The sequence below is a fragment of the Thauera sp. genome (assembly GCF_047601425.1).
Lineage (GTDB): Bacteria > Pseudomonadota > Gammaproteobacteria > Burkholderiales > Rhodocyclaceae > Thauera.
The window spans coordinates 1,297,050-1,320,626 of record NZ_JASGJL010000001.1 but is presented as its reverse complement, the minus strand read 5'-3'; the positions used below and the strand labels follow the sequence as shown (position 1 = coordinate 1,320,626).

The 23,577-nt window shown below is 65.0% G+C and carries 32 protein-coding genes and 1 pseudogene; 23 read left to right on the top strand and 10 right to left on the bottom strand.

Annotated elements, in window-relative coordinates:
• Positions 1 to 19: 19 nt before the first annotated feature.
• From QM748_RS06460 to QM748_RS06415, 10 genes are all read right to left on the bottom strand, one after another.
• Positions 20 to 886 carry a hypothetical protein gene (locus QM748_RS06460; protein WP_415246205.1) on the bottom strand — a complete coding sequence of 289 codons (867 nt, stop codon included), beginning with the start codon at positions 884 to 886 and terminating at the stop codon, positions 20 to 22.
• Between the two features lie 42 nt (positions 887 to 928).
• Positions 929 to 1,795 (bottom strand): DUF2303 family protein, encoded by an 867-nt coding sequence (locus QM748_RS06455; protein WP_415246204.1) that lies wholly within the window; start codon positions 1,793 to 1,795, stop codon positions 929 to 931.
• A gap of 11 nt (positions 1,796 to 1,806) precedes the next feature.
• The gene (locus QM748_RS06450) at positions 1,807 to 2,151 is read right to left on the bottom strand and encodes a hypothetical protein (RefSeq protein WP_415246203.1); all 345 of its coding nucleotides are present in this window, start codon (positions 2,149 to 2,151) and stop codon (positions 1,807 to 1,809) included.
• Positions 2,152 to 2,153: 2 nt separating this feature from the next.
• On the bottom strand, positions 2,154 to 3,557 hold the full coding sequence (locus QM748_RS06445; protein ID WP_415246202.1) for a DUF3310 domain-containing protein: 1,404 nt from the start codon (positions 3,555 to 3,557) through the stop codon (positions 2,154 to 2,156).
• A complete protein-coding gene (locus QM748_RS06440) occupies positions 3,554 to 3,769 on the bottom strand; it encodes a hypothetical protein (protein ID WP_415246201.1) in 216 nt (71 codons plus the stop codon). Before QM748_RS06440 ends, QM748_RS06445 begins: the two co-directional genes overlap by 4 nt.
• 54 nt (positions 3,770 to 3,823) lie before the next feature.
• Entirely contained in the window at positions 3,824 to 4,495 is a 672-nt protein-coding gene (locus tag QM748_RS06435) for a hypothetical protein (protein WP_415246200.1), read from the bottom strand.
• Between the two features lie 96 nt (positions 4,496 to 4,591).
• A complete protein-coding gene (locus QM748_RS06430) occupies positions 4,592 to 5,038 on the bottom strand; it encodes a hypothetical protein (protein WP_415246199.1) in 447 nt (148 codons plus the stop codon).
• Between the two features lie 51 nt (positions 5,039 to 5,089).
• On the bottom strand, positions 5,090 to 5,773 hold the full coding sequence (locus QM748_RS06425) for a hypothetical protein (protein ID WP_415246198.1): 684 nt from the start codon (positions 5,771 to 5,773) through the stop codon (positions 5,090 to 5,092).
• Between the two features lie 139 nt (positions 5,774 to 5,912).
• Positions 5,913 to 6,641: a hypothetical protein gene (locus QM748_RS06420; protein ID WP_415246197.1), complete on the bottom strand. Its 729-nt coding sequence runs from the start codon at positions 6,639 to 6,641 to the stop codon at positions 5,913 to 5,915.
• Between the two features lie 8 nt (positions 6,642 to 6,649).
• Positions 6,650 to 7,456 carry a LexA family transcriptional regulator gene (locus QM748_RS06415; protein ID WP_415246196.1) on the bottom strand — a complete coding sequence of 269 codons (807 nt, stop codon included), beginning with the start codon at positions 7,454 to 7,456 and terminating at the stop codon, positions 6,650 to 6,652.
• Positions 7,457 to 7,538: 82 nt separating this feature from the next.
• Here QM748_RS06415 and QM748_RS06410 point away from each other — a divergent pair, with 82 nt between their 5' ends.
• The 23 genes and pseudogenes from QM748_RS06410 to QM748_RS06300 all read left to right on the top strand — a co-directional run bounded on the left by QM748_RS06410 (position 7,539) and on the right by QM748_RS06300 (position 23,577).
• Positions 7,539 to 7,754, top strand: a complete 216-nt coding sequence (locus QM748_RS06410; protein ID WP_415246195.1) for a helix-turn-helix transcriptional regulator — start codon at positions 7,539 to 7,541, stop codon at positions 7,752 to 7,754.
• Position 7,755: 1 nt separating this feature from the next.
• On the top strand, positions 7,756 to 8,364 hold the full coding sequence (locus QM748_RS06405) for a hypothetical protein (RefSeq protein ID WP_415246194.1): 609 nt from the start codon (positions 7,756 to 7,758) through the stop codon (positions 8,362 to 8,364).
• A gap of 273 nt (positions 8,365 to 8,637) precedes the next feature.
• Positions 8,638 to 9,162, top strand: a complete 525-nt coding sequence (locus QM748_RS06400) for a hypothetical protein (protein ID WP_415246193.1) — start codon at positions 8,638 to 8,640, stop codon at positions 9,160 to 9,162.
• 3 nt (positions 9,163 to 9,165) lie between these two features.
• Positions 9,166 to 9,381, top strand: coding sequence for a hypothetical protein (locus tag QM748_RS06395; protein ID WP_415246192.1), 216 nt, complete (start codon positions 9,166 to 9,168; stop codon positions 9,379 to 9,381).
• 192 nt (positions 9,382 to 9,573) lie between these two features.
• Positions 9,574 to 10,581: pseudogene (locus tag QM748_RS06390) on the top strand (toprim domain-containing protein); the annotation flags it as partial.
• 433 nt (positions 10,582 to 11,014) lie between these two features.
• A complete protein-coding gene (locus tag QM748_RS06385) occupies positions 11,015 to 12,091 on the top strand; it encodes a primase-helicase family protein (RefSeq protein ID WP_415246191.1) in 1,077 nt (358 codons plus the stop codon).
• 217 nt (positions 12,092 to 12,308) lie between these two features.
• Complete coding sequence (locus QM748_RS06380) at positions 12,309 to 12,653, top strand: hypothetical protein (protein ID WP_415246190.1); 345 nt, start codon at positions 12,309 to 12,311, stop codon at positions 12,651 to 12,653.
• Positions 12,650 to 13,300: a hypothetical protein gene (locus QM748_RS06375; protein ID WP_415246189.1), complete on the top strand. Its 651-nt coding sequence runs from the start codon at positions 12,650 to 12,652 to the stop codon at positions 13,298 to 13,300. Before QM748_RS06380 ends, QM748_RS06375 begins: the two co-directional genes overlap by 4 nt.
• Complete coding sequence (locus QM748_RS06370; RefSeq protein WP_415246188.1) at positions 13,297 to 13,878, top strand: hypothetical protein; 582 nt, start codon at positions 13,297 to 13,299, stop codon at positions 13,876 to 13,878. The genes QM748_RS06375 and QM748_RS06370 overlap by 4 nt, the downstream gene beginning before the upstream one ends.
• Positions 13,875 to 15,131: a site-specific DNA-methyltransferase gene (locus QM748_RS06365; RefSeq protein ID WP_415246187.1), complete on the top strand. Its 1,257-nt coding sequence runs from the start codon at positions 13,875 to 13,877 to the stop codon at positions 15,129 to 15,131. Before QM748_RS06370 ends, QM748_RS06365 begins: the two co-directional genes overlap by 4 nt.
• 17 nt (positions 15,132 to 15,148) lie before the next feature.
• Positions 15,149 to 15,358 (top strand): hypothetical protein, encoded by a 210-nt coding sequence (locus tag QM748_RS06360; protein ID WP_415246186.1) that lies wholly within the window; start codon positions 15,149 to 15,151, stop codon positions 15,356 to 15,358.
• Positions 15,359 to 15,360: 2 nt separating this feature from the next.
• A complete protein-coding gene (locus QM748_RS06355; RefSeq protein WP_415246185.1) occupies positions 15,361 to 17,385 on the top strand; it encodes a phage terminase large subunit family protein in 2,025 nt (674 codons plus the stop codon).
• 8 nt (positions 17,386 to 17,393) lie between these two features.
• Positions 17,394 to 17,903 carry a hypothetical protein gene (locus QM748_RS06350; protein WP_415246184.1) on the top strand — a complete coding sequence of 170 codons (510 nt, stop codon included), beginning with the start codon at positions 17,394 to 17,396 and terminating at the stop codon, positions 17,901 to 17,903.
• Between the two features lie 7 nt (positions 17,904 to 17,910).
• Complete coding sequence (locus QM748_RS06345) at positions 17,911 to 18,138, top strand: phage head-tail joining protein (RefSeq protein WP_415246183.1); 228 nt, start codon at positions 17,911 to 17,913, stop codon at positions 18,136 to 18,138.
• Positions 18,135 to 19,631 carry a phage portal protein gene (locus QM748_RS06340; RefSeq protein WP_415246182.1) on the top strand — a complete coding sequence of 499 codons (1,497 nt, stop codon included), beginning with the start codon at positions 18,135 to 18,137 and terminating at the stop codon, positions 19,629 to 19,631. Before QM748_RS06345 ends, QM748_RS06340 begins: the two co-directional genes overlap by 4 nt.
• Entirely contained in the window at positions 19,624 to 19,944 is a 321-nt protein-coding gene (locus tag QM748_RS06335; protein ID WP_415246181.1) for a phage holin family protein, read from the top strand. The genes QM748_RS06340 and QM748_RS06335 overlap by 8 nt, the downstream gene beginning before the upstream one ends.
• Positions 19,941 to 20,576 carry a glycoside hydrolase family 19 protein gene (locus QM748_RS06330; protein WP_415246180.1) on the top strand — a complete coding sequence of 212 codons (636 nt, stop codon included), beginning with the start codon at positions 19,941 to 19,943 and terminating at the stop codon, positions 20,574 to 20,576. Before QM748_RS06335 ends, QM748_RS06330 begins: the two co-directional genes overlap by 4 nt.
• A 1-nt stretch (position 20,577) precedes the next feature.
• Positions 20,578 to 20,979, top strand: a complete 402-nt coding sequence (locus tag QM748_RS06325; RefSeq protein WP_415246179.1) for a hypothetical protein — start codon at positions 20,578 to 20,580, stop codon at positions 20,977 to 20,979.
• 25 nt (positions 20,980 to 21,004) lie between these two features.
• Positions 21,005 to 21,499 (top strand): hypothetical protein, encoded by a 495-nt coding sequence (locus QM748_RS06320; RefSeq protein WP_415246178.1) that lies wholly within the window; start codon positions 21,005 to 21,007, stop codon positions 21,497 to 21,499.
• 5 nt (positions 21,500 to 21,504) lie between these two features.
• The gene (locus QM748_RS06315) at positions 21,505 to 21,915 is read left to right on the top strand and encodes a hypothetical protein (protein ID WP_415248029.1); all 411 of its coding nucleotides are present in this window, start codon (positions 21,505 to 21,507) and stop codon (positions 21,913 to 21,915) included.
• Positions 21,912 to 22,286 (top strand): hypothetical protein, encoded by a 375-nt coding sequence (locus QM748_RS06310; protein ID WP_415246177.1) that lies wholly within the window; start codon positions 21,912 to 21,914, stop codon positions 22,284 to 22,286. Before QM748_RS06315 ends, QM748_RS06310 begins: the two co-directional genes overlap by 4 nt.
• Entirely contained in the window at positions 22,283 to 22,894 is a 612-nt protein-coding gene (locus tag QM748_RS06305; protein WP_415246176.1) for a hypothetical protein, read from the top strand. The genes QM748_RS06310 and QM748_RS06305 overlap by 4 nt, the downstream gene beginning before the upstream one ends.
• Positions 22,891 to 23,577 carry a hypothetical protein gene (locus QM748_RS06300; RefSeq protein ID WP_415246175.1) on the top strand — a complete coding sequence of 229 codons (687 nt, stop codon included), beginning with the start codon at positions 22,891 to 22,893 and terminating at the stop codon, positions 23,575 to 23,577. The genes QM748_RS06305 and QM748_RS06300 overlap by 4 nt, the downstream gene beginning before the upstream one ends.

The following is a 23,577-nucleotide window of genomic DNA, read 5'->3' as shown; positions in this document are numbered from 1 at the left end:
AGTGGCTTTCATGGGCGGGTCACTGCTGACGCAGCGACCCGAGACCAGGGATCAGAGGCAGGGGATAGGTGCAGCGGAAGCCGACGTCGCCGCCGCGGTAGGCGGGCCAGCCGTAGCCGAGGCCGAACACGCCCGCGAGGGCGACGCCGTCCCAGTAGCCGCCCCGGAGCAGGGCGTTGCCGGACCAGTCCCGGCCGGCAGGCGGATACCAGCCCATGCCTTTCTCCATTCTGGCGTGCGGTGCAGTGGTGATGCTCGGAGAGTCCTCTGCAAACGCGCGGGCGACCAAGCCGTTTTCGTCGCCCTGCACGTCATCGGCCACCCAAGAAAACAGATGCCCTGCGAAGTCGTAGATGCGCGCGCCGTTCGCGAGGACATGCCAGCGGCGCTCTTCGGGGTCGTCGGACTCGTAGCCCGGCAACTGCACCTCGGTGACCGCGCCCTTGTGCAAGCCCTGGAAAATCTTTCCAGCGCCCACGGCGCCGCCCGTCCAGTTTTCCGGCTGCTGGGCGATCTGATGGGCGATCGCCAGCGCCTGGGTTTCGGCGATCAGGGCGCCGCCGGCTGCAGCCGCGGCGGCGATAGCCTCGTGGTAGTTGATGCGCACCCACGGCCGGCCATCGGCGCGGCGGGTCGCGTGGGAGCGATCGATGCGGAACGCCGGCACGACACGGCCATTCGGCAGGGTTGTTTCGGGCACATCGATGATATCGCCGGGGCGCACGCGGTCGATCTGGGCACGGATGTCGGCCGCGAGCTGCGGGTATTCGTCTTTGCAGGCCTTGGCGTAGGCCTTGGCCGCTTTACGCGCGAACGGGTCCTGCGTCAGGTCGAGGACGAAATACTGCGCGCCCTTGCGGTCGGCCTGCGGAATGATTTGGCTCATGCTGAATTCCTGGCAAGCAGAGGCCCCGAAGGGCCATCTGCATCAGTTGGAGAAGGGATTGCCGAAGAAAAACGGGTTGCCAGTGCCGGTGCGGATTTGCTCGATCAGCGTGCTGGTGGCGGATTCCAGCGTCTTGTCTTGCCGGATCAGCTCAAACCAGAACGTCAGCTTGCCGTCGCGCACGCGGTAGCGCAGGCGGGCATCGATGCGGTAGGCATCGCCACCCCAGAACACCGGGATGCCGATCGCAAAGCGCTCGAAAAGCTGCATGCGGGTCAGGGTCTGGCTGTCGTCGTCCTGCACGAAGCTCATCTGCACGCCGCCGTTCTGAAGCCTGATCGCCGACTTGAACCGCATATCCTGGTTGGCCTCGAAATACAGCGCCATTTCCAGCATCTGCGCGCCCGTGGGCAGGCCTTCCGCGCCAGCCACGTCCTTCAGGTTGTCCTCGATGAACTGCGCGAACTCGGCCTGGCTGAAGGACTTCTTGTTCTTTCCGACCCAGTTCTCCCACTCCTGCGAAAACGTGGGCATGTACGATGCCCGATGGTCGCGCCACTGCGGCTCTTCCGCCGGTTCGCCATGGTCGTTCAGAATCGCGGTGAAATTCACGTTTCCGGCCGCATAGTCGGCAACGCACCAGACCGTGCTGTATGCCAGCGAGCCGTGACGGCGGACATAGTCGATAAAGCTGGGCGCATCATGCAGGCTGACCTTCGCGGACTTGCGTCGCGGGGTATGCGCGTGCTTTTCGTCATCAGTCTCTTTCAGGGTCCAGCCCGGCGGCAGGGCCACGCGGGAGATGTCGGCCACCGGCGAGTCGATCTGAATCGGCTGCTTCATTTCGCGGGCCAGCGTTTCCGCGATGTTGCTCATGGAGTCGAGTTCGATAACGTTCGTGTCATTCATTTTTGAGGTCCTTAGGCCGATTTGAGGTTCGAAACAGGGGTTTCAGTGGCACCAGGCGCCACCTTGAGATCGAGCTTGGTTTGATTCGGGTCGTCGGCGACGAGGTTGCCTTCCGGGGTCGCGAAGAGCATCGCTTCCATGGGTTCCTCGGCAGGCTTCTTCATCGTCACCTTGCCGGTGATGTGCATGGCGCCGCCGCGGGTCGCTTTCTTCACGGTGATGTCGAGGGTGAGCTTTCCGGACTTGCCGGAATCGCTCACCGCATTGACCAGCTCGTTCATCTTGTCGCTGGCGATGTCGATAAAAATGCCGCCGCCGATATGGCGCAGCGTGTCGGTAATGGGGCGTGCTGCCATGGTCATGCTCCTGTGGTGGTGGGTTCGGGTTGCGGCGTGATGCGGGCCAGATACCAGCTCGCCTTCGCCAGGTCTTCGTCGGCCGGGCCTTTCTTCCCAGCCCGATACGTGTATTTCAGGGCGTTGCCGCGGCAGTACGCCTCAAAGCCCACCGCGCCCAGCGCCGATTCGATGGCGTCGATGCACTCGACTTTGCCTTGGTAGTGCGGCGGGTGATTCACCATGTCCGCGTCGGCCTGGCCGAGCTGTCGCCGCAGGTGCTCGGCTTCGGCGCGGCTGCTCTGCAGCAAGTGTTCCAGCTTTGCGACCAGGGCTTTTTCGTTTTCCAGCGAGGCGCGCAGCCGGTGCAGGGCAGTCGCTGCATTGCAGGCCAGCTCGACCAGGCCAGGCTCCACTTCGCCAGACCTCACGTCGGGGTCATCGATCAGCGGCAGCAGATGTTCGCGTGCCCAGTCGATTTCTGCGGCCAGCATGCCGCACTCAACCTCCCGCGTTTTCAGCGCGGCGGTGAGTGCGCGCTCATTTGCGGTCGACAAAAGGTGCGCCGCCGCCAGCGCCGCCGTGGCCATCTGCAGATCATCGGACCGGGTTGTTTGCGCCAGCTCCGGCAGGCCGCAGCCGCGCAGCACGAACGCAACACGCTCCAGCCGCTCGCACAGCCAGTGGTTCGCGCTCGCCAGCAGCTTCGGGTCGGGTTCCGGCAGTTCGTAGTCCTCGTCGGCCAGGTACTGCAGTTCCGGGCGCTGCCACACGTCGATGTCCTCGCCCGTTGCCGGGCTATCGTCCGCCGCAACCGGAGATGCTGGGGGAGCAGCATCATCCGGTGCGGGTTGAGGATGGACGGCGACGCCCTCGGGGAGAGTCACGGCGGGAGAGCCACCCGATGCGTCGCTGCCGGTGTTTTGACCCACCGCCGGCTGGGGTGCCGTGTTGCACGGCAGGTGATACTTGTAGACGCTGCCCTGGCGCTCCCGGGCCAGCGTGCCGTCCTTGATCAGGCTGGACAGCAGCGGGTCGAGCGCGCCGGTAGCGCATTGCACCGCCGATGCGAGTTCCCGGGCGCTCATTCGGGCGCCGCCGCGCAGTGCGCGCCATATCTGGGCGCCGCGGGTGCCGGGCTTGATGCTGGGCGGCAGGTCGAAGGTCATGCCGGCGGATTCCGTCGCCGGTGCCACGATCGTCAATGCCTGCTCCAGCGGCATCGCCAGCCAGTAGTGCAGGGTCTTGCCCTTGCGGGCTTCGCATTCCACGATGCCATCGGCGCGCAGCGTATTCAGTGCGGTGACGATGCGCGACGGGTAGTCTGCCTGCTTCAGGGTTTTGGCGATCGTGCTGGAGGTGGCGTCATCGATCGTGCCCAGGTGGCGCACGATCTGCTCGAGCAGGGTTGGGGTCGGCTTGCTCACACCGCACCCCACTTCGCACGGTGCTCGACTTCGCGGCGCACGGTTTCGGCGTCGCAGGGCATCGCCGGCAGGCCGAGGGCCGCCCGGCGCTGGCTCACCAGTTCGCGCTGCGCTTCGATCGCAATCGGTGCGCGGGCCTCGAGGAATTGCAGGTCGGATTCGGCCATCGCGAGGCGTGCGCGGCGGATCAGGTTGAGGATGCGAGAAAACATGGGGTGTGCTCCTGTTGGGCGGGCCACTGCTACGCAGCGACCCGAGACCGGGGATCAGAGGCCGAAGGTGCAGCGGAAGCCGACGAAGCCGTCGCGGCTGACGGGCCCGCCGTCGCCGAGGCGGAACACGCCCGCGAGGGCGTCGCCGTCCCAGCAGCCGCCCCGGAGCAGGGCGTAGCCGGACCAATTCCAACCGGCAGGCGGATACCAGCCCATGCCGCGCTGGCGGCTCGGGAAGGGCGCCGCGCTGATGCTGGGGGAGTTCTCATCAAACGCGCGGGCGACCAGGCCGTTTTCGTCGCCCTGGATATCGTCGAACACCCACGACAGGACATTCCCGCCGGCGTCGTAGATGCGATCGCCGGTGGCGGTGACATGCCAGCGGCGCTCCCACGGGTCCTCCGGCTCGAAGGTGCCCGGCATCGGGCTGTCGACTGTCCCTTTGTGCAGGCCCTGGTACAGGCAGCCCGTCCAGTTTTCCGCCTGGTCGGCCAGGTGCAGCGCCAGCGCGATGGCCTGGCTCTCGGTCATCAACGTGCCGCCGCTCGCCGCGCACGCCGCGCGGGCCTCGTGGTAGCTGATGCGCACCCAGGGCGTGTCCTCGGCGGTGATCTGCGCCAGACCGTCCGGACCCCGGCTGCAGTGGTACGCACCCGCGCGGAAGGCCGGCACCACACGTCCGTCGGACAGGGTGGTTTCGGGAATCAGGATCAGGTTGTCATTCATCGATCGCTCCATCGTCGTCGAGGTGGTTGAAGCCGAGCACGCGCGCCGCAATCAAGACGATGGCGAGCCACGCAAGCAGGAAAAAAAGGGTGTTCATCAGTCAGGCCGCAGAATCAGCCGCTGGCTGACGTGCCTGAACGTCAAGCTGTCCTCGACGGTCGTAGGGCCGCCCGGGAGGCAGCGGGGGGCGTCGAGGCAGCCGATTTCCTCGTTGAACCTGGCGGTGCCGTCCACAAAGGGCGCTCCCTCAAACATGTCGGGCCGGAGGCTGAAACACAGGGCGCCGCCGGTTCGGGTGCCGGTGGTGTAGCTGAGGATGCGCTGGCTCATGCCGCCACCCCGGCGGTAGCTTCGCGCGCAATTTCTCGCTCGCACCAGGCAATGCTCGCGCGGTGCTCCGCGAGCAGGTTCTCGATGGCCTCGCGGTATTTCCGGGTTGCTGACCTGATCGAGCTCGGACAGCAGCTCGGCAATCTGGCGCTGCAGGCGGCGGATCTGCATGCGGTTGAGGGTGGCAGTGCTTTTCATGTCGTTCGGCGCCATGCTGGAATGGGCAGGGAGGGTCACTGCTACGCAGCGACCCGGGACCGGGGATCAGAGACTGGGGTAGGTGCAGCGGAAGCCGACGCTGCCGTTGCGGTTGCCGGGCCAGTCGCGGCCGAGGCTGAACACGCCCGCGCCGGCGTCGCCGTACCAGCAGCCGCCCCGGAGCAGGGCGCCGCCGGACCAATTCCAACCGGCAGGCGGATACCAGCCCATGCCCTCCTCCATGCTGCCGTGCGGTGCGGTGGCGATGCTCGGGGAGTCGTCGGCAAATGCTCGGCCAACCAGGCCGTCGACGCGTCCCTGCACATCGTCGAACACCCAGGAATACAGGTGCCCGGCGAAGTCATAGATGCGCTCGCCGTTCGCGAGGACATGCCAGCGGCGCTCTTCGGGGTCGTCGGACTCGTAGTCCGGCAACTGCACCTCGGTGACCGTGCCCTCGTGCAGGCCCTGGAAAATCTTCCCTTCGCCCACGGCGCCGCCCGTCCAGTTCTCCGGCTGCTGGGCGATCTGATGGGCGATCGCCAGCGCCTGGGTTTCGAAGATCAGGTAGCCGCCGGCTGCAGCTGCGGCTGCGATGGCCTCGTGGTAGTTGATGCGAACCCACGGCCGGCCATCGGTGCGGCGGGAGAAGTGGAATCGGTCCACCAGGAAGGCGGGCACGACTTGGCCGGTGGGCAGGGTCGTTTCGGGGACAGGGGCTTTTTCGTTCGAGATCGCGGTGGGGGTCATGATTTCGGTCTATGGAGCGTTTCAGTGACCAAATATTAGCCCGACTGTTTGTATTTTGCAATAGTCGGACTAATAAATTAACCCACAACTCAACCTGCCTTGTTCATGCACGGGCGGATTAGCGGATTACCTGTAGCGGCTAGCGCATGTGGTCGAACAGGGCTTTGACGTCGCTCTCCATAGGCGCAATGCGCCCATGTGTAGGCACAGCACCTGTTTCAAGCCAGTCGGCGAATTCGTCCGCAGTTATGCGGTAAGGGCTGCGTGATGGTGTTAACTTGTCGATCGCATGCACTTCAAGGTAGCGCCCGACACGTAGAACTTGTAACGCTGGGTCGGACGAGCCTTGTCCGTAGAAGATGTCGCCTTCGTGGAATTCGATAGCATCCCGGCCGGCAGACGCATAACACATGATGGTCACGGAAATGCGCGCCACGGCCTTCTTGTCCAGCCCCTTGGCTAGTGCCGCTTCCCGTGCTCGTTTCGTCGGCGCTGGGTCAATGTACTCCCGTAGCGTGACGCCCAGAGCCGGCCACAGTTCGGGGCGGATGACATAGTGCCACGCAGAAAAGAATTCCCTCGGATCGTCGATCTTGGTGTGCTTCAAGGCTTTCGGAACCCACTCCGCGGGATCGTCTGGCGAGAACGTAAACAACTTGTTGAGGCGAAAGCTGCGATAGCTCGAAGATCGGTCGTCGTGGGCGTGGAGTAAGTGCCCAACGATCGCTCGTGGGAAAATGATACGTTTCATGCCTGGATGAGAGCCACCAAAGTAGATCACCTCAAGCCCGCTGCCGTCCTGGATAGCGGCACGGATATGGTCGCGATCTGCAGGGTGTCGCCCCCTGGGCTGTGCAGCTTCTTCCATTTTCGGCGTCATCCTTTTTTCAGCGTCCACCAGGCAAGCACCTTGCCGCTGATGGTGATTTCATCGGCTGCCCGTTCAAGCGTGTATCGCTCTTCATCCGGGAATTCTTCAACGTTGTCACTTCGGATGATGATGTGACCGCTGGCTTGGAGTAACACTTTCTTTAGCAGGAATCGCCCGCCAACATCGAGCACATAAAAGCCTGGTGCGTCGAAGTACTGCTGCCCGACGTCGACGAAGACCAGGTCGCGGTCTTTGATGCTGGGCAGGTTACTACGGCCTATGGCCGTCAGAATCTTGATCCGCCGCGGGTCGAGTGAACCCACCTCGTCCCGTAGCCATCGTTCAAGGACATCGAGGTGCCTGACGACATGCACTGGCTCATCAATGACCAGCCCGTGGCCCATCGATGGACGTGGTGACAGATGTTCAAGCCGGACATATCCCGAGGCCAAGTCTGTTCCTGGCTCGTGCAGCTCAACCACGCTCTGCGTCGGCGGAGGATACCGATGTATGTCGCCGCCGAACACGAGATCTCCAGCACTCAACTCGCGAAACTGCGCAATTGCGAACGCCAGATCAGGGCTGAACGCCTCGACCGGCTCATGGAGATGCTGCGAGAACTTCAAGGCCGCCGTAGGGTTAAGAGGAATTTTGCCGTTGAGGTACTGGCTCACTGAGCCCTGGGATTCCCATCCGCACCGTGCCGCAAGTGACTCCTGCGTAAGCCCAAGACCCTTTTTCTTCGCCTCGAATATCTGTTTTAGGCGCGCAGCGTCGGCTTGTTGTTCTGGGGATAGGGGTTGGGCTGGCATGAGCTGATTATTAGGCAGGCTGATAACAAGTCAAATAGCCTGACTATTGATATTTTCAAACAGTCGGACTAATATTCCAAAAATGAATGCAATCACGTCCATCCGAAAGCGCCTCGGGATGACTCAGGCCGAGTTCGCCGCGGCGATAAAGGTGTCGCAAGGCAGCGTTTCGCACATCGAAACGGGGCGCCAAGCCGTGAGTCCAGCAGTGGCGGGGCGAATCATTCAGACGGCCTCCCAGCGTGGTATCGGTGTGACATATGACGATATCTACAACAACCTTCAGGAGTCCGCCTGACATGCCGCATTCCCACGCCACCGGCCTGAAGGCCGGCGTAGCTGAAAGCGGCATATGCCCCGCCGCGCCGTTCGACATGACGCCCTACCAAGGGGACGAATACGACCGGCATGGCTGCCGAGCGCTGGTCAACGTGACCCCGCATGGCTACCGGCTTTCGATCTTTGCCCCGAATGGAGCCTGGATGGAGAGCTACCGCGCGGTGCACTACCCTGATGTCGCAAGTCAGATGCTCAACGACTGGCTCAAGGGCAAGAAGCCGGATCCCGGCCAGGCTGACAGAGTGACGATCCTCGACGGTGCATGCGTCGACGCCGAGAACTATCCGCCGCTCGCCCGGCTGCGTGGCACGTCCAACGCGCTGGCCAAGGGCGACAAGCCGGTCTTGCTGTCCTTCGAGACGGAAACCGGCGAAATCATTCGCATGCGTTTGCCCCCCGACCAGATGCGCTATCTCGCGCTGCGGGCCGTGGCGGTGTGCATGCGCCTGCCGCAGGAAGAGTTCGGGCAGATGCTCGACGCCATCGACTACTTGAGTCGGTCCCAATCGTCCAAGGCCGCCGACACGCCGAGCGATGCCGCCGAACCGAAAGGGGGCGTGTCCGCGTGACCATTCATCAGGGATTCCAGCGCCTCGTCCGGTGTGTGGTAGCCGCCGCAAAGCGGCTCGCCGTCGAATGTCGGCACCCAGCCGACGCGCTTCTGCTCGATGCGGAAATCTCCGTACGGGGTGCCGTACTCGTAGTACCAGCTCATGGTGCGCTCCGGTGGTGACAGTGTGATGTGTGAGAGCTCGCATTCTATCCGCCTGGGGCGTGCCGCCCGTTTCGTCCTGGCCTGCATCGTATGCAGGCCAGCCCTTCAACCATAGGCGCGTTTCCCAATGACCCACCCCCCTGAAGACCTGGACGGCCCCACGTCCCACAGCGAACGGCTCAAGGTCGAGTACGCCCCGGTGATGCGTGCGCTGTACGTGTGCATGCAGCGCTTCTGCGCGCCCGGTGTCGAGAGCGGGGTGGCAGAGGTGGCCGATCTGATCGACCGCAACGAATCCACGCTGCGCAACCAGTTCGGCCCCACGCGCTGGGATCACGCGCCCACGGTGCATACGTTCCTGCAGGTCATCGAGGCCCTCGGCCCCGGCGCACGGCAGGCCGTGGCCGAGATCGCCAGCTTGGCCGACTGCATCACCATCTCGCGGTCGCCCAGGGCTGTCGAGGTCAGCGCGCCCCGTGACCTGGCCCAGGCCTTCGCCACCTTCCCGCCGCTGGTCGAGGCCAAGCTGCACGACACCATCGCCCGCCTGGCAACCGGCAAGCCGCTAAGCGTTGCCGAGCGCACCCAGGCGCGGGATGTCTTGTTCGATGTCGTGGCCTACGCCGCTTTCCTCATCTCACGAGTTCGATAACCCATGCCCGACACCGCCGACATTGCTGCCGAGCGCGAGCAGATCGACACCGCCCTGGCCATCGAGGCAGCCCGGAAGAGATCCGCATCATCACCCGTCCCGTGTGGCCGCTGCTACAACTGCGACGAGTTCCTGGCTGAAGGCCTGACCTTCTGCAATGCCGACTGCCGCGACGACTGGCAGCTCCGCAAGCGCATGCAGGGGATGTCCATCACATGACCATCGCCACCAAATCCCCGCGCCCCTTTGAGAGTGTGAGGCGCCCCCTCGATTCGATTTCACCCGCTGAAATTTCAGCAAATGCACTTTTTTGGTGCATCAGCCAGGGCGGGGGCCCCTACGCGTCTGCCATGCACAAGGGGACGGAGAGGCTCGAAATCGGTGTAGGTAGCGGGGTCGGAACACACTGAAATGGCAGCCAACTACGATGATGTGATCCTGCAGCTTCAATCTGCGGGACTGGTTTTCGAGTCCCTGAACATCGGCAAGCTCACCCGCTGCAAAGTCGAAGGCGACGCGGAGAAGCGCGGCTGGTACTCCCTGCACGAAATCACGCTCGACGGCGGCGACCAGGTGCTGGTCGGCAGCTACGGCGTCTGGTACGGCGATGACAACGGCTACCGCAAGATCGAACTGCGCAGCCGCCAGCTTTCCGATGACCAGAAGGCCGCTTTGCGCGCCCGCCTGAAGGACGACAAGAAACGATCTGAAGGCCTGCGCCATGCCCAGGCCGAAGCTGCGGCGGCGAAGGCCGAACGCAAATGGGGCGAGCTGGCGCCGGAAGGCGAGCACGACTACCTGACCCGCAAGGGCGTCAGCGCACACGGCGTGCGCTTCGCGCCGGCCGGCACGCGCATCGACTACGAGACCGCCGAGGGCAAGGTGTACGAAGCCGACGTGTCCGGCGCGCTCTGCATCCCGATGTGCGACACTGCCGGCCGCGTCTGGGGCCTGCAGTTCATCCTGTCCCGCGCCCATTCCCGCGAACGCATCGAACGCCTCGGCCGCGACAAGGAATACTGGCCGCAGGGCATGGACAAGGTCGGCAAGTTCCACTGGCTGGGCGGTGTGCCCGAGCATGTGGTGCTGATCGCCGAAGGCTACGCCACCGGCGCCAGCGTGCATGCCGCCACCGGTCTGCCCGTGGCCATCGCCTTCGACGCCAACAACCTCGGCCCGGTCGCCCAGGCCATCCGCAAGAAGTACAAGCGCGTCCGCATCGGTCTGCTGGCCGACGACGATTCTTTCGCCAAATGCCGCGAGCGCGACTGCCAGGCTCGGCTGGTGGTGGCCGAATCGCCATCCTGCCCGAGCTGCGGCAAGCTGCACGGCCGCAAGAACGCCGGCATCGAAGCCGCCGAAACCGCCGCGCTCGCCGTCAACGGCTTCGTGCTGGCGCCGCGCTGGCTGGACGAAGCCGCCCGCCGCGAACAATGGATCCAGCACGCCCGCAAGATCACCGACTGGAACGACCTGCACGCCGGCACCAACCTCGCCGCGGTGCGGGCGCAGATCGAGGAAGGGCTGGCCGCCGCCGGGGTTGCCCCCGCACCGGCACGCCGCGGGGCGGCACAACCAAGGGGGGGAGGGGGAAAGCCATCTGTCCCCGAGGTACGGCCGGTGACCAGCATCGCCGAACTGCTGGAACGCTTCGTCATCGTCTACGGCGAAGGCGACGTGGTCTTCGACCGCGAACTGCACAAGCTGGTCAAGATCAAGGACGTGCAGAACATCACCCTCAGCCGCGAAGTCTACGCGCGCTGGACGGAATCCCCCGATCGGCAGTTCTGCATGCTCGACAACGTCGGCTTCGACCCCGCTGGCACCGACGAGTCCGTCATCTGCAACGTGTATGCGGGCTGGCCGACGGTGCCGAAACAGGGGGGCTGCGAACGGCTGCTCGAACTGCTCTGGTATCTGTGCAGTGCAGAATCCAACGCCCGCGAAGTTCTACGACTGGCTGCTCAAGTGGCTGGCCTATCCCATCCAGCACCCCGGCGCCAAAATGGCATCGGCAGTCGTAGTGCATGGCAAGCAAGGCACCGGCAAGAGCAAGCTGTTCAAGGCGGTCGGCGCCATCTACGGCAATTACGCGCTGACGATCAATCAGTCCGCCATCGAGAGCACGCGCAACACCTGGCTTGCCAGCCGGCTGTACATCCTGGCCGAGGAAGTTATCGCGCGAAAGGAGCTCCACCACGTCAAAAATGCGCTGAAGGATCTGATCACCGGCGACACCGTCTATGTCGATCCGAAGTTCGTCAATCCCTACCCCGAGCGCAACCACGTGAATCTGGTGTTCCTGTCCAACGAGGTCCAGCCAGTCCAACTCGAAGATGACGACCGCCGCCACTTGGTCATCTGGACGCCGGACGCGCTCTCCGAGGACTTCTACCTCGATGTCCAGCGCGAAATCGACAGCGGCGGGGTGGCCGCGCTGCATCACTACCTGCTCACCCTGCCGCTGGACGGTTTCCACGTCCATTCCAAGCCGCCGATGACCAAGTCCAAGCTCGACTTGATCAGCCTCGGGCTCGACAGCACCGTGCGCTTCTGGCTCACGCTCATTCGCGGCGACATCGAAGGCATTCAGCCCGGCATCGTCGTGCTCAGCCAGGACTTGTACAAGCTCTACACCTCATGGAGCGCGTCCATCGGTGTGCATGCGGCCCCCATGCCCAGGCTGCTCCACATCCTCGAGAAAAAGTATGGCCTGAAGATCGCCCGCAAGCGCTGGTCGGACGGCTACAAGACCTACGGCCCCCACGGCGTTTGCATGATCCCCGTGCAGCACCCCGGAAAGAACGGGAATACGCGCAACGTCTACCCCGAAAAGCCTGCCGACATGTCCGAGCCGATGTGGATCGGCAATCACATCGACGCGTTCCGCAATGCCCTGCGAGACCGGAATGGGGCCGCGCATGCGTAATTCGGCCAATTCTGTGCGGCATGTGCGGCAACCTGTGCGGCGACCTGTGCGGCATCAAACCCGCGCCGTTATTGGGCTGTGCGGCATGTGCGGCATAAAAACGCCCGCGCACGTGGACCAAAAAACAAGCACGCCCACGACGCGCGCGCGTTTTCCCCTCACGTATACGCGTAAACATGCCGCACATACCGCACATCCCAGCGTTTACGCGGGTTTCATGCCGCACACCATGCCGCACACCATGCCGCACATGCCGCACACCCCCCTTACTTCTTTGTTTTCTTCCCTGAAAGGAAAAGAAGTGGAAGTAGAAACGCAGCAGCCGAAAATCCTTATGTGCAGCGAAGAGAACGTCGAAGCCTTCAACGCCCGGCTCCGGCAGGAATTCCCCGAGTTCCACGCCTTTGCCCGCGCCTGCCACCACCTCGGCCTCATCGAGGGCCTGCGTGACGCCCGTATCGGCCCGCTGGGCGCCCTCAGCCCCGGAGCTGTACCCGTCACCCTCTCCAACGCCTCTGAAGCCTGCCTGAAGGCCAGGAAGGCGGAAGGCGCCAAACCATGACCGACCTATTCGAAGACGAATTCCTCGCCGCGACCGCTGCCCTGGTGCACGAACAGCACCACAAGGCACACGTCCAGGCCACGCGCCGCGCCTCCCGGCGGGCGACCCGCCGCGCCGCATCCACGGCGGCCCTGGCCGAAGTCTTCCCCCAGCAGCTCGAACCCGGCACGTCGTGGCACTTCATCAGCCAGGGCGACATCGACAGCCTCAGCTACCTGACGCTCCTGCTCGACCGTGCCCTGCTCGACTACCTGCTGTTCTCCACCTGGTGCATGGCCCTCGACGACGTCGCCCAGATCGAGCGCTGGCTGCTCGAAGGCCGCATCGGCCGTGTTGACGCCTACTGCGGCGAAATCTTCCCCAGCCAATACCCCGACGAGCACGTCCTGCTCGCCGAAGTCCTGCACGCCCACGGCGGCCGGCTGGCCGTGTTCCGCAACCACAGCAAGATCATGGCCGGCTACGACGCGGCAGGGCAGGGCTACGTCCTCGAATCCTCCGCCAACATCAACACCAACCCCCGCGCCGAACAAACCGCCCTGCACATCGACACCAGCCTGGCCGACTTCTACCGCGGCTTCTTCGACGGCATCCGCTCCTTCGAGCGCGACTTCGACCACGTCCAGCCCTGGAGCCCGCAGCAATGACCGACGCCGGCCAGCCCGACACCCTCAGTTTCAAGGAATTCGCCGACTACCTCGGCTTCCGGCCCAGCTACATCACCGCGCTGAAAAAAGACGGCCGCCTCGTCCTCACCGATGACGGCAAGCGCGTCCGCGTCGCCGAATCCGTCGCCCGCATCGAAGCCACCCGCAACCCCGCCCGCGCCGACGTCGCCCAGCGCCACGCCGAAGCCCGCACGCCGGCCGAAGTCGCCCCCGACCCCAGCCCCGTCCAGCAAGCCGCCGCCGGCGCCGAAAAAATCGGCAACACCTACCAGGCCGCCCGCGCCGTCAAAGAACGCTACCTCGCCATGTCGGCCAAGCGCGACTACGAAGTCGCCATCGGCAAGCTCCTGCCCGCCGACGAAGTCCGCAGCGCCATCGCCAACGCCGCCAGCGTGATCCGCACCGAACTCGAAAACCTGCCCGACAGCATCGCCCCCATCCTCGCCGCCGAAACCGACGAAGCCCGCGTCCGCCTGCTGCTCGCCGACGAAATTGAAGCCGCCCTCGGCAACCTCGCCGCCCGTTTCGACAAGATCGCCAAGGAAACCCCCGCATGACGCCCACCATTCCCCAGGCCATCGAACACCAGCCCATCGACGGCCTCATCCCCTACGCCCGCAACAGCCGCACCCACAGCCCCGAGCAAATCGCTCAGGTCGCCGCCAGCATCCGCGAGTTCGGCTTCACCAACCCCGTGCTCATCGACCAGGGCGGCGAGATCATCGCCGGCCACGGCCGCGTCATGGCCGCCCGCTCCATCGGCCTGGCCGAAGTCCCCTGCATCCGCCTCGCGCACCTCACCGAAGCCCAGAAACGCGCCTACGTCATCGCCGACAACAAGCTCGCCCTCAACGCCGGCTGGGACAACGACCTGCTCGCGCAAGAACTGCGCGACCTCGCCGCGCTCGACTTCGATCTTGACCTCACCGGCTTCGGCGCCGACGAACTCGAAGACCTGCTGGGCGAGCTCGACGCCGACGGCGCCGAAGGGGAAGAGCTGGGCGACGCCGAAGCCGTGCCGGAACCCCGCCCGAACGCCATCAGCAGGCTGGGCGACGTGTGGATACTCGGCAAGCATCGGGTGATGTGCGGAAACAGCATGAAATCGGGCGACGTGGGCCGTCTGATGGGGGGTGAGCGTGCCGACATGGTTTTCACAGACCCGCCCTACGGCGTCGCCTACGTCGGTAGCTCCGCGTCAAAATCCATCGCGGGCGACATCACGCAGGCTGCAATCCCTATCGCCTTCAAGCACGCGATCGAGATCGCGACTCGGGAACACGCACGCCTCTACTTTTGCGGCGGCGCGTCCAACGTCCAGATGTACTACGGCCTTTTCGACGCCTACTTGCGCAGTGCGCCCGCCATGCTCATTTGGGTGAAAGAGAACATGGTTCTGCGCCGGAACAACTACCACAGCCAGTTCGAGGTCATCTACTTCGGCTGGAAGGGAGAGGGCCGGTGCAAGGAAATGTGGTTTTCAGGCCGCACGCTGGACGAAGCGTCAGACGTCTGGCGGGTGAAACGCGACCCCCGCCTCAGCTACGAGCACCCCACTCAAAAGCCCGTCGAGCTGCCGGCCCGAGCCATGCGCAACAGTTGCCCGCCCAGCGGCCTCATCTACGAGCCCTTCAGCGGCTCCGGCTCCACGCTCATCGCGGCGGAACAGAGCGGCCGTATCTGCTATGCGATGGAACTCGACCCCCACTACGTCGACGTGGGTGTCCGCCGCTGGCAAAACTTCACCGGTCAGCGCGCCATCCACGCCGAAACCGGCGACCCCTTCCCCGAAGCGCCCCAAACCGCCTAGCCTGCCGAGCCCGCCCCATGCCCCAAACCCGCCGCCACTCCGCCCTCGAAGCCATCGCCAACGTCGCCATCGGCTACGGCATCGCCGTGGCCACCCAGGCCGCCGTCTTCCCGCTGTTCGGCCTGCACGCCAGCGCCGGCCAGCACCTCGCCATCGGCCTCATTTTCACCGCCGTCAGTCTCGCCCGCAGCTATGCGCTGCGCCGCCTGTTCAACCGTATTCGGTAGCTATGACAGCCGTTGCCACCGTCGCGCGCGCCATCACCCGAGCCGTTGCCCCACGCAAGGCACTCACCGTCTCCGAGTGGGCTGATGAACACCGATACCTTTCCAGCAAGCAAAGCCCCAAGCCCGGCCGCTGGCGCACCGACAACAACCCGCCGCTGCGCGAGCCGATGGACTGCTTCTCGGCACGCAGCCCGGTGCAGGACATCGTGCTGATGTTCCCCATCCAGTTCGGCAAGAGTGAGGTCGAAACAAACGCCGTCGGCTACATCATGGAACATGCCCCCGGCCCGCTGATGGTCTGCCTGCCGGGCGAAGTTTCGATGAACAAGTGGATCAACCAGAAGCTCAACCCACTGATCGACGAAACCCCCAAAGTGCGCGAGGTGCTCACCAGCACCGCCAGCCGCAACGCCGCCAACCAGAAAGACTTCAAGGACTTCGCCGGCGGCCAGCTCTACGTCGAGCACGCCGGCAGCCCCGCACGCCTCAAATCCACCACCGTTCGCTACCTGCTGGTCGACGAACTCACCGAGTTCGCGAACAGCCTCAAGGATGGTGACGACCCCCTCAAGATGCTGGAAGGCCGCACCAGCGCCTTCCCATCCCGCTACAAGCGCGGCTACGTCTCTACCCCTGGCGTGCGCGGCGCCTGCCGCACCACCGATCTGTGGGAGCGCTCCGACCAGCGCCTTTACAATGTCCCGTGCCCCCACTGCGGCGAGCTGCAGTCGCTGGAATGGGAAGGACTCACCTGGCCTGAAGGCTCCACCGCCGACACGCTGAAGGAAGTCTGGTACGTCTGCCGGGAATGCGGCGCGCTCATCGAGGAACACCACAAGACCCAGATGCTGCGCGACGCCAAGGCCGGTGGCATCGCCCGCTGGGTGCCGACCCATCCCGGCCGGCGCATCCGCGGCTACCACATCAACTGCCTCTACTATCAGATCGGCATGGGCCCGCGCTGGCTGGACCTCGTCCGCATGTGGCTCGAAGCCCAGGGCGACCCCGCCGCGCTCAAGACCTTCGTCAACGACCGCCTCGCCCGCGCCTGGGAAGAGCGCAGCCTGAAGAACGTCCGCGCCAATCTCATCAAAGACCGCGCCGAGCCGATCCCGCTCGGCGTCGCGCCGTGGGGCGTCGTCTGGATCACCGCCGGCGTCGATACCCAAGACGACCGGCTCGAAGTGCAGATCGTCGGCTGGGGCCGCAACCGCCGCGGTGCCATCCTCGGCTACGTCGTCATCCTCGGCGACCCGCAGCACGACGAGGTCTGGATCGAACTCACCGACCTCATCAACCGCGGCATCCGCCACGAATCCGGCCTCCTGCTGCCAATCAGCGCCACCGCCATCGACGGCCGCGGCCACCGTACCCAAGCCGTCAAGGATTACGCCCGCAAGGCGCTCATCCGCCGCCCCATGGTCATCTTCGGCGCCAAGGCTGCCAACGCCGTGCCGCTGTCCAAACCTAAGATCGAGGACACCACCTACAAGGGCAAGGCCGACACTTCCGACAACGCGCTGCGCACCTGGACGGTCGGCACCGTCAACATCAAGCACACCCTGTACCGCCGCCTGGCCGCAGATGCGGATCTGGTCGAGCAGGCCGCCGCCGACCCGAAGAAGCAAGACCCCGCCCTGCGGCACTTCCGCTTCCCCGACAGCCTGTCCGACGACTACTTCGGTGGCCTGGTCTCCGAAATCTTCGACCCCGCCAAGGGCCGCTACGTCAAGCGCAAGGGCGCCGCCCGCAACGAGCCACTCGACACCCTGGTCTATGCCTGGGCCGCCACCCAACACCCCGAACTGCAGCTCGAAAAGAAGTCCGCCAAAGACTGGGACGCCGACGAGCTGCGCATCGCCGCGCTGGCCGGCAAGCCGCCCGGCGCCGCAGCCGCCGACCACCCCCAGCCGGCCGCCGCCGCAACCGCTGCGCCTGCGCCACCTCCCGCCTCAACGAACCAGCCCACGCAACCCCGCCACCGCCCGGCGCGCCGCGCCACGCAGTCTCGCTACCTCGCCCGATAGGCCAAAAAATGATCGGTGACCACGAGAACGGATTCGCTGAAGACCTAGGCGCCGTGCTTGGCTTCTCTGCCGCCTGCCGGTTGATCGCCGTGTTCGGCCGGCAGGTCATCTACGTGCCAACTACGCCGCACCCGCAGCACGCGCTCACTCTGTTGCTTGGCGCCAACGCGGCCGCCAGGCTATGCGCTGAGGTCGGCGGGCAAACGGTCAGGATTCCGGGCAACGAAGAGTTTTTCCGGCTGCGAAAAATGCGCGAGGTTGCAGAGCTGGCAAAGATGGGGTTCTCGGAAAGAGCAATTGCCCACGGGATAAAGGAAAAAAACGGCCGATCCGTCCGCCATATTCGGCGGTATCGGCTGGCTGCTCAAACGCTCGGGCTCCTCCCCCCCGACCTGCCGAAAGCGGAAGAGCAGGGCGCGCACTGGGAACAGCTGCCGCTCACGCTGCCCCCTGGTCGAAAGAAAAAGCCGCAGGGACATCCGCGTAAGGGCGCCGAAAAGCCAAAAAACGCAAACTGAGCGAATCATGCCGATCCCCCAGACCGATATCGACGACCTCAATGCCGCCATCGCCCTTGGCGAGCGGCTCGTGCGCAAAGCGGACGGCTCCACCGTCGAGTATCGATCCGTCTCCGACCTCATCCGCGCCCGCGACTACCTCGCCCGCCTGAAAGCCGAAGACGCCGCCGCCGCCGCCGGCAAGCCCCGGCGCCGCGCGGCCCGCCTGTACCACGCCGGGAGGGGCTTCCGGTGAGCAAGCGCAACAAGAAAGCCCGCAAGGCCGCCAAGCACGCCGCCCACGCTGCGCCCGCAGCGGCGCCGGTCGCAGTCGCCGCCGGCCCCGTCCTCATCGCCCGTACCCAATACGATGCCGCCGGCCACGGCCGCCGCACCCGCGGCTGGCGCGCCCCCGGCACCGGCCCCAACCGCGCGCTCGCGGGCCTGAACACAATCCGCAACCGCGCCCGCGACGCCGCCCGCAACACCTGGAGCGGCGCCGCGAATGCTCGCGTCTGGGCCACCAACTTGATCGGGGTCGGCATCATCGCTCGCTCCGAATCCAAGTCCGCGACCCGCAAGCAGCGCTTCGCCGAGATCTGGGATGCCTTCGTCACATCTTCCGATGCCGACGGGGTGCTCGACTTCTACGGTCAGCAGACCCTCGCCGTGGAAACCCTCAAGTCCGCCGGCGAAGTCTTCGTCCGCTTCCGCCCGCGCCGGCTCGACGACGGCCTGATGGTCCCGCTGCAGGTCCAACTGCTCGAGTCCGACATGGTGCCGACACTTGACGCCGACACCTGGCCCGGCATGCCCATCGGGCACCGCATCCGCCAGGGCATCGAACTGGATCGCATCGGTCGCCGCGCCGCGTACTGGTGCTACCGTGAGCACCCTGGCGATGGTCCCACCATCGCCGTCAGCCATGCCGATCTGGTCCGGGTTCCCGCCAGCGAAATGCGGCACATCTACAAGCCCGCGCGCCCCGGCGCGCTGCGCGGCGTGCCGAACAACGTCTCGGTCATGACCCGCCAACGCAGCGTCGACAACCTCGACGACGCCGTCGTGTTCCGGCAGGAGCTGAGCAACCTCTACGCCGCCTTCATCACCCGCGAGCCGGCCGGTAGTGACCCCATCATCGACCCTGCCACCGGCCAGCCTGTTGAATCCGACCACGACGGCGCGCCAATGATCGGTCTCGAACCCGGGCTCGTCCAGGAACTGGCACCCGGCGAGGACGTCAAGTTCTCCAGCCCGCCCGATGCCGGCGCCAACTACGCCGATTTCATGCGCCAGCAGCACCTCGGCATTGCCGCCGGCGGCGGCACGCCCTACGAACTGCTAACCGGCGACATCCGCGACGTCTCCGACCGCACCCTGCGCATCGTCATCAACGAGTTCCGCCGCGCCTGCGAGCAGGAGCAGTGGCAGCTCATCATCCCGCAGTTCTGCCAGCCCGTGCGCGACACCGTCGGCCGTGCTGCCGTACTCGCCGGTCTGCTCAAACAGACCGAACTCGCCGAGTTCTGCCGCTGCACCTGGTCGCCTCACGCCTGGCCCTACATCCACCCCACGCAAGACGTCCAAGCCAAAAAGATGGAGGTCGACGCTGGTTTCCGCAGCCGCACCGGGGTGGTGGCCGCCAATGGCGACGACGTCGAGCAGATCGACGCGGAGCGCGCCGCGGATGCCGCGCGCGAACGAACGCTCCAGATTCCGACAGCCCAAAAAGGACAGGCCAATGCCTGAAAAATCCCCAACCCTCTGGCTCGCCGTCTGGGACGCGCTCCCCGAGCCTGTCCGCGCAGCGCTCTTCAGCACCGTCATCGCCTTCTTCCGGGTCATGTACGACGACAAGGAACCGCGCTGGATCCGCAAGCTGCTCGAAGTCGGGCTGTGCGGATCGCTCGGCTTCGTCATCACCTACCTGGCCGTTCAGTTCGGCTTCGCCCCGGCCTGGGGCGGGGCGATCTCGTCCGTCATCAGCCTGTACGGCGTCAACAAGGCAAGGGCGTGGGGGCAGGAAATCGCCCGGCGTCGCCTCGATCGGGGGGCATCATGATCACCGCCGCCGTCCTGCAGGCCCTCGGCGCCACCGAGCGCAACGCCGCGCTGTACGTCGAGCCGCTGCGCATCGCCGCCGAGCGCTACCACATCGACACCGCTCAGCGCCTCGCCCACTGGCTGGCGCAGATCGCGCACGAGTCCGCCGGCTTCTCGGCCGTCGTCGAAAACCTCAACTACTCGGCCGAAGGCCTGGCTCGCACCTGGCCGCAGCGCTACGCCCTCAACGGCGCACCCAATGCCACCGCCCGCATCCTGCACCTCCGTCCGGCCGACATCGCCAACCTGACCTACGCCGATCGGATGGGCAACGGCCCCGTCAAGAGCGGCGACGGCTGGCGCTACCGTGGCCGGGGCCTGATCCAGATCACCGGCCGCGACCGGTACCGCCAGTGCGGCATCGGCTTGGGGCTGGATCTGCTTGCGCACCCTGAGATGCTCGAAGAGCCGCTGTACGCAGCGCTGTCGGCAGGCTGGTACTGGCACACCGAAAACCTCAACCCCCAGGCGGATCGCGACGACGTCCGAGCCGTCACGAAGGGCATCAACGGCGGCTACAACGGCCTCGCCGACCGCGCCGAGCGGACCAAAGCCGCCGCGCGGGCGCTGGCTGGCACGGGGAGGGCGTGATGTGGCCTCGATCCGCTTTGTTCTCGTTGCCGTTGTGCTGGGGCTCGGTCTGGGTGGCCTGGGCGGTTACCGCTTGGGCACAGGCGATGCTGCGCGTTCCGAACTGCGCGATGCCCGCGGCGCTGTACAGACCGCTGCCGACACGCTCGACGCTGCACGTCGTCAGCTCGACACCACAACCCGTGCCGTCGCCCAGGCTGCAGCGCGTGACGCACAGACCGCATCTCGTCACCTGACCGAGGCCGCCGCTTATGAACAAGTCATCGCATCCGCCGCGCGTCTTGACTGCAATCGTGATCCTGACGCTTTCCGCATGCTCGTCGACGCCATCGGCCGTGCCAATCAACCCCGCGCCGCTACCCCTGGTGCACCCGCTGCAAAGCCATCAACGACGACTGCCTGACCGCCATCCTTGAGGACTGATCACCATGCCCATCGACACCCCCGACATCATCTACCGCCTCTCCGGCGGCGCCGCCAACGCCGACCCCAACGCCTCGCTCGGCGGCGCCAAATCCGGCACCGCCATGCCGCTGTCGATCTTCGATGACGTGCCCAGCGTCGAAGCCGTCGCTGGGCACGTCGAGTACCGCTGCATCTACATCCACAACGCGCACGCTACCCTGACAATGCTCGGCACACGCGCATGGATGCAAGAGAACACCCCTAGCCCCACTACAACATTCGACCTCGGGGTGGGCACCAGCGCGGCCGGCGCTACCGAGCAGACCATTGCAGACGAGAAAACCGCGCCAGTTGATGTCGCCTTCGTCGTGTCCAGCGACTACAGCACCGGCATCGTGCTTGGCGACATCCTGCCCGGCGAACACCGCGCCATCTGGATACGCCGCACCGTCGGCGCTGGCACTACGGTAATCCTCGACACCGCACTCATCCGCGTCGAGTGCGACACCAACCCGTGACCACCATGAAGCTCGCGCTCTACAAGGGCCGAGGCAATCTCGGCAACGCGCTCATCCGCTGGTGGACGAAGAGCCCGTACAGCCACTGCGAGCTCGTCATCGGCGAGATCTGGTACTCATCCAGCGTGCGCGATGGCGGCGTGCGGGCCAAGCGCCTCGAGCCGAATCCGGCGCACTGGGACTACATCGAACTGCCCTGGGCAGATGCCGAGCAGGTCCAGTGGTATTTCCGGAGCACCCAGGGCGAGCCCTACGGCTGGCTCGATCTCATCAAGCGCCAGGTCTTCAACCGGCCCGGCAATGACTTCGGTGCGTTTTGCAGCGAGTGGTGCGCCGAGGCGCTGGGGCTGCCGACGCCGCAGCAGTACAGCCCCGGCACGCTGGGCGAATACTGCGAGGGGAGGACAGTGGCATGAGGCTACGACACAAAACGACGACGGCAGTAATCGATGAACCGCAGTGGAACGAGGACCACGTCTGTGCCCTGCACGAACTCGGCAGCATCAATGGCGCGGTGTCGATTGACCTTGCGCATGGGTCGGTACAGACCGCGACGCTGACCGGCAACGTCACACTGACGCTGCCGTCTGTTGCTGTCGGCACCACCGAGCACCTGACGCTTATCTTCGCCAACGACAACGCCGGCGGCCATGCCGTCACGGTAACAAGCGTGACCTGGATCGGCGGCTCAGCACCGGAGTTCAGCGATGCCGCGAATGCACAGAACTGCATCGTACTGCGCGGCACGCCGGGCGGCTGGGTCGGCGATGGAGGAACTGTGGCATGACGATGATGTACTACACGCTACCAGGTGGCGAGCCGATCGCAAATCTACGCACATTGCTGCCGCACATCATCAACCCCGAGCGGCTGTCGGACGACGAGCTGGTAGAGCACGGCATTGCCCGCTGCGCCGTCACCCGCCCGGCGCTCGAATGGTGGCAGCAGCAGGGTGCGCGGCAGATCGATACGTCACGAGTGCCCCATGTGGTTGCCTGGGTTGTCGAGGATCTATCCCCCGAAACCGCTAAAGAACTCGCGTGGCAGCGCGTCAAAGCCGAGCGCAACGAGCGGCAAAGTGGGCTGATGCCGTATCTGTATCCCAGCGGCGACACGCATCACAATCAAATGACGGATAAAGTCAAGTCGGACCTCACCGCATCGACCACGGGGGCTATCGCGCTCAATGCTGCGGGCGTTGTTGATCCGGTGATGCCCTGGACGGTATTCGAAAACATCACGCATATGCTCACGCCCGCGCAAATGATCGAATTCGGCGTAGCTGCGTTGCAGTGGCGCGGTGCGATTCATGTGCAGAGCCAGGTGATGCGAGCGGCAATCAACGCCGCTCAGACCGTCGCGGACGTTGTCGCGGCTGTTCAATGGGGCGAATGATGGCGCAATATTTCGCCGACTTCTCGGGCCTCCCCGATGGCCCGCTTCCGTCCAGCATTGTACGCATCTGGGATACTACCGATGCGACGACAATCGTCGGCGGGTGTCTCTCGTTTCGCGATTCTGGTAATCGCCGCGCAATTGCGTACATCCCGAACGCGCCCAAAACAAGCGGCGTCTCAGAGATGTACATGCGTTACTACTCGACTGTAGCGGCGGGCACAATACCGATGTTGGTGCTCCGAGGAACCGTAGCGTCTGCTGCCGGGGCGACAGGTTATCAAGCGCTGCATCACCGAGACAATACCGCGTTCGAGCTTCGGCGACGCGTCGGTGGCGCTGAATCTGTGCGATTCGGAAACTTCACCGCTCCGTTACTCGCAGAAACAGTGTATTGCATGCGTGTGAGAGTTGAGACTGAGCCGACGTTGGTGCGGTTCGGAGCGAAAGTGTGGGCGACCAATACACATGAACCTGGCGATTTCATCGCGCTGACCGACACTGCTGCGAACCGCATCACCTCCGATGGCCTTTTCGGGTTTGGCGCAATGGGCAGCTCGAATACTTCGGGGTGGGTGCGTATCGCTGCGGTCGGATTTGGCACGGATGGCGATCCCGCGCCGACCGATGCGCTCAGCCCCGCAGGCCGCAAACGTCACCCCCTGCTCATGACGCCCTGGTGA

What these genes read in the sequence shown, in the direction of transcription:
- QM748_RS06395 (WP_415246192.1), top strand. Translation starts at nt 9,166, where the DNA reads ATGCCCGACACCGCCGACATTGCTGCCGAGCGCGAGCAGATCGACACC.
- QM748_RS06385 (WP_415246191.1), top strand. Translation starts at nt 11,015, where the DNA reads ATGCGGGCTGGCCGACGGTGCCGAAACAGGGGGGCTGCGAACGGCTGC.
- QM748_RS06365 (WP_415246187.1), top strand. Translation starts at nt 13,875, where the DNA reads ATGACGCCCACCATTCCCCAGGCCATCGAACACCAGCCCATCGACGGC.
- QM748_RS06370 (WP_415246188.1), top strand. Translation starts at nt 13,297, where the DNA reads ATGACCGACGCCGGCCAGCCCGACACCCTCAGTTTCAAGGAATTCGCC.
- QM748_RS06440 (WP_415246201.1), bottom strand. Translation starts at nt 3,769, where the DNA reads ATGTTTTCTCGCATCCTCAACCTGATCCGCCGCGCACGCCTCGCGATG.
- QM748_RS06405 (WP_415246194.1), top strand. Translation starts at nt 7,756, where the DNA reads ATGCCGCATTCCCACGCCACCGGCCTGAAGGCCGGCGTAGCTGAAAGC.
- QM748_RS06380 (WP_415246190.1), top strand. Translation starts at nt 12,309, where the DNA reads ATGCCGCACACCATGCCGCACACCATGCCGCACATGCCGCACACCCCC.
- QM748_RS06300 (WP_415246175.1), top strand. Translation starts at nt 22,891, where the DNA reads ATGATGGCGCAATATTTCGCCGACTTCTCGGGCCTCCCCGATGGCCCG.
- QM748_RS06345 (WP_415246183.1), top strand. Translation starts at nt 17,911, where the DNA reads ATGCCGATCCCCCAGACCGATATCGACGACCTCAATGCCGCCATCGCC.
- QM748_RS06315 (WP_415248029.1), top strand. Translation starts at nt 21,505, where the DNA reads ATGAAGCTCGCGCTCTACAAGGGCCGAGGCAATCTCGGCAACGCGCTC.
- QM748_RS06455 (WP_415246204.1), bottom strand. Translation starts at nt 1,795, where the DNA reads ATGAATGACACGAACGTTATCGAACTCGACTCCATGAGCAACATCGCG.
- QM748_RS06435 (WP_415246200.1), bottom strand. Translation starts at nt 4,495, where the DNA reads ATGAATGACAACCTGATCCTGATTCCCGAAACCACCCTGTCCGACGGA.
- QM748_RS06430 (WP_415246199.1), bottom strand. Translation starts at nt 5,038, where the DNA reads ATGGCGCCGAACGACATGAAAAGCACTGCCACCCTCAACCGCATGCAG.
- QM748_RS06360 (WP_415246186.1), top strand. Translation starts at nt 15,149, where the DNA reads ATGCCCCAAACCCGCCGCCACTCCGCCCTCGAAGCCATCGCCAACGTC.
- QM748_RS06335 (WP_415246181.1), top strand. Translation starts at nt 19,624, where the DNA reads ATGCCTGAAAAATCCCCAACCCTCTGGCTCGCCGTCTGGGACGCGCTC.
- QM748_RS06330 (WP_415246180.1), top strand. Translation starts at nt 19,941, where the DNA reads ATGATCACCGCCGCCGTCCTGCAGGCCCTCGGCGCCACCGAGCGCAAC.
- QM748_RS06320 (WP_415246178.1), top strand. Translation starts at nt 21,005, where the DNA reads ATGCCCATCGACACCCCCGACATCATCTACCGCCTCTCCGGCGGCGCC.
- QM748_RS06400 (WP_415246193.1), top strand. Translation starts at nt 8,638, where the DNA reads ATGACCCACCCCCCTGAAGACCTGGACGGCCCCACGTCCCACAGCGAA.
- QM748_RS06355 (WP_415246185.1), top strand. Translation starts at nt 15,361, where the DNA reads ATGACAGCCGTTGCCACCGTCGCGCGCGCCATCACCCGAGCCGTTGCC.
- QM748_RS06410 (WP_415246195.1), top strand. Translation starts at nt 7,539, where the DNA reads ATGAATGCAATCACGTCCATCCGAAAGCGCCTCGGGATGACTCAGGCC.
- QM748_RS06425 (WP_415246198.1), bottom strand. Translation starts at nt 5,773, where the DNA reads ATGACCCCCACCGCGATCTCGAACGAAAAAGCCCCTGTCCCCGAAACG.
- QM748_RS06450 (WP_415246203.1), bottom strand. Translation starts at nt 2,151, where the DNA reads ATGGCAGCACGCCCCATTACCGACACGCTGCGCCATATCGGCGGCGGC.
- QM748_RS06375 (WP_415246189.1), top strand. Translation starts at nt 12,650, where the DNA reads ATGACCGACCTATTCGAAGACGAATTCCTCGCCGCGACCGCTGCCCTG.
- QM748_RS06460 (WP_415246205.1), bottom strand. Translation starts at nt 886, where the DNA reads ATGAGCCAAATCATTCCGCAGGCCGACCGCAAGGGCGCGCAGTATTTC.
- QM748_RS06310 (WP_415246177.1), top strand. Translation starts at nt 21,912, where the DNA reads ATGAGGCTACGACACAAAACGACGACGGCAGTAATCGATGAACCGCAG.
- QM748_RS06350 (WP_415246184.1), top strand. Translation starts at nt 17,394, where the DNA reads ATGATCGGTGACCACGAGAACGGATTCGCTGAAGACCTAGGCGCCGTG.
- QM748_RS06415 (WP_415246196.1), bottom strand. Translation starts at nt 7,456, where the DNA reads ATGCCAGCCCAACCCCTATCCCCAGAACAACAAGCCGACGCTGCGCGC.
- QM748_RS06420 (WP_415246197.1), bottom strand. Translation starts at nt 6,641, where the DNA reads ATGGAAGAAGCTGCACAGCCCAGGGGGCGACACCCTGCAGATCGCGAC.
- QM748_RS06305 (WP_415246176.1), top strand. Translation starts at nt 22,283, where the DNA reads ATGACGATGATGTACTACACGCTACCAGGTGGCGAGCCGATCGCAAAT.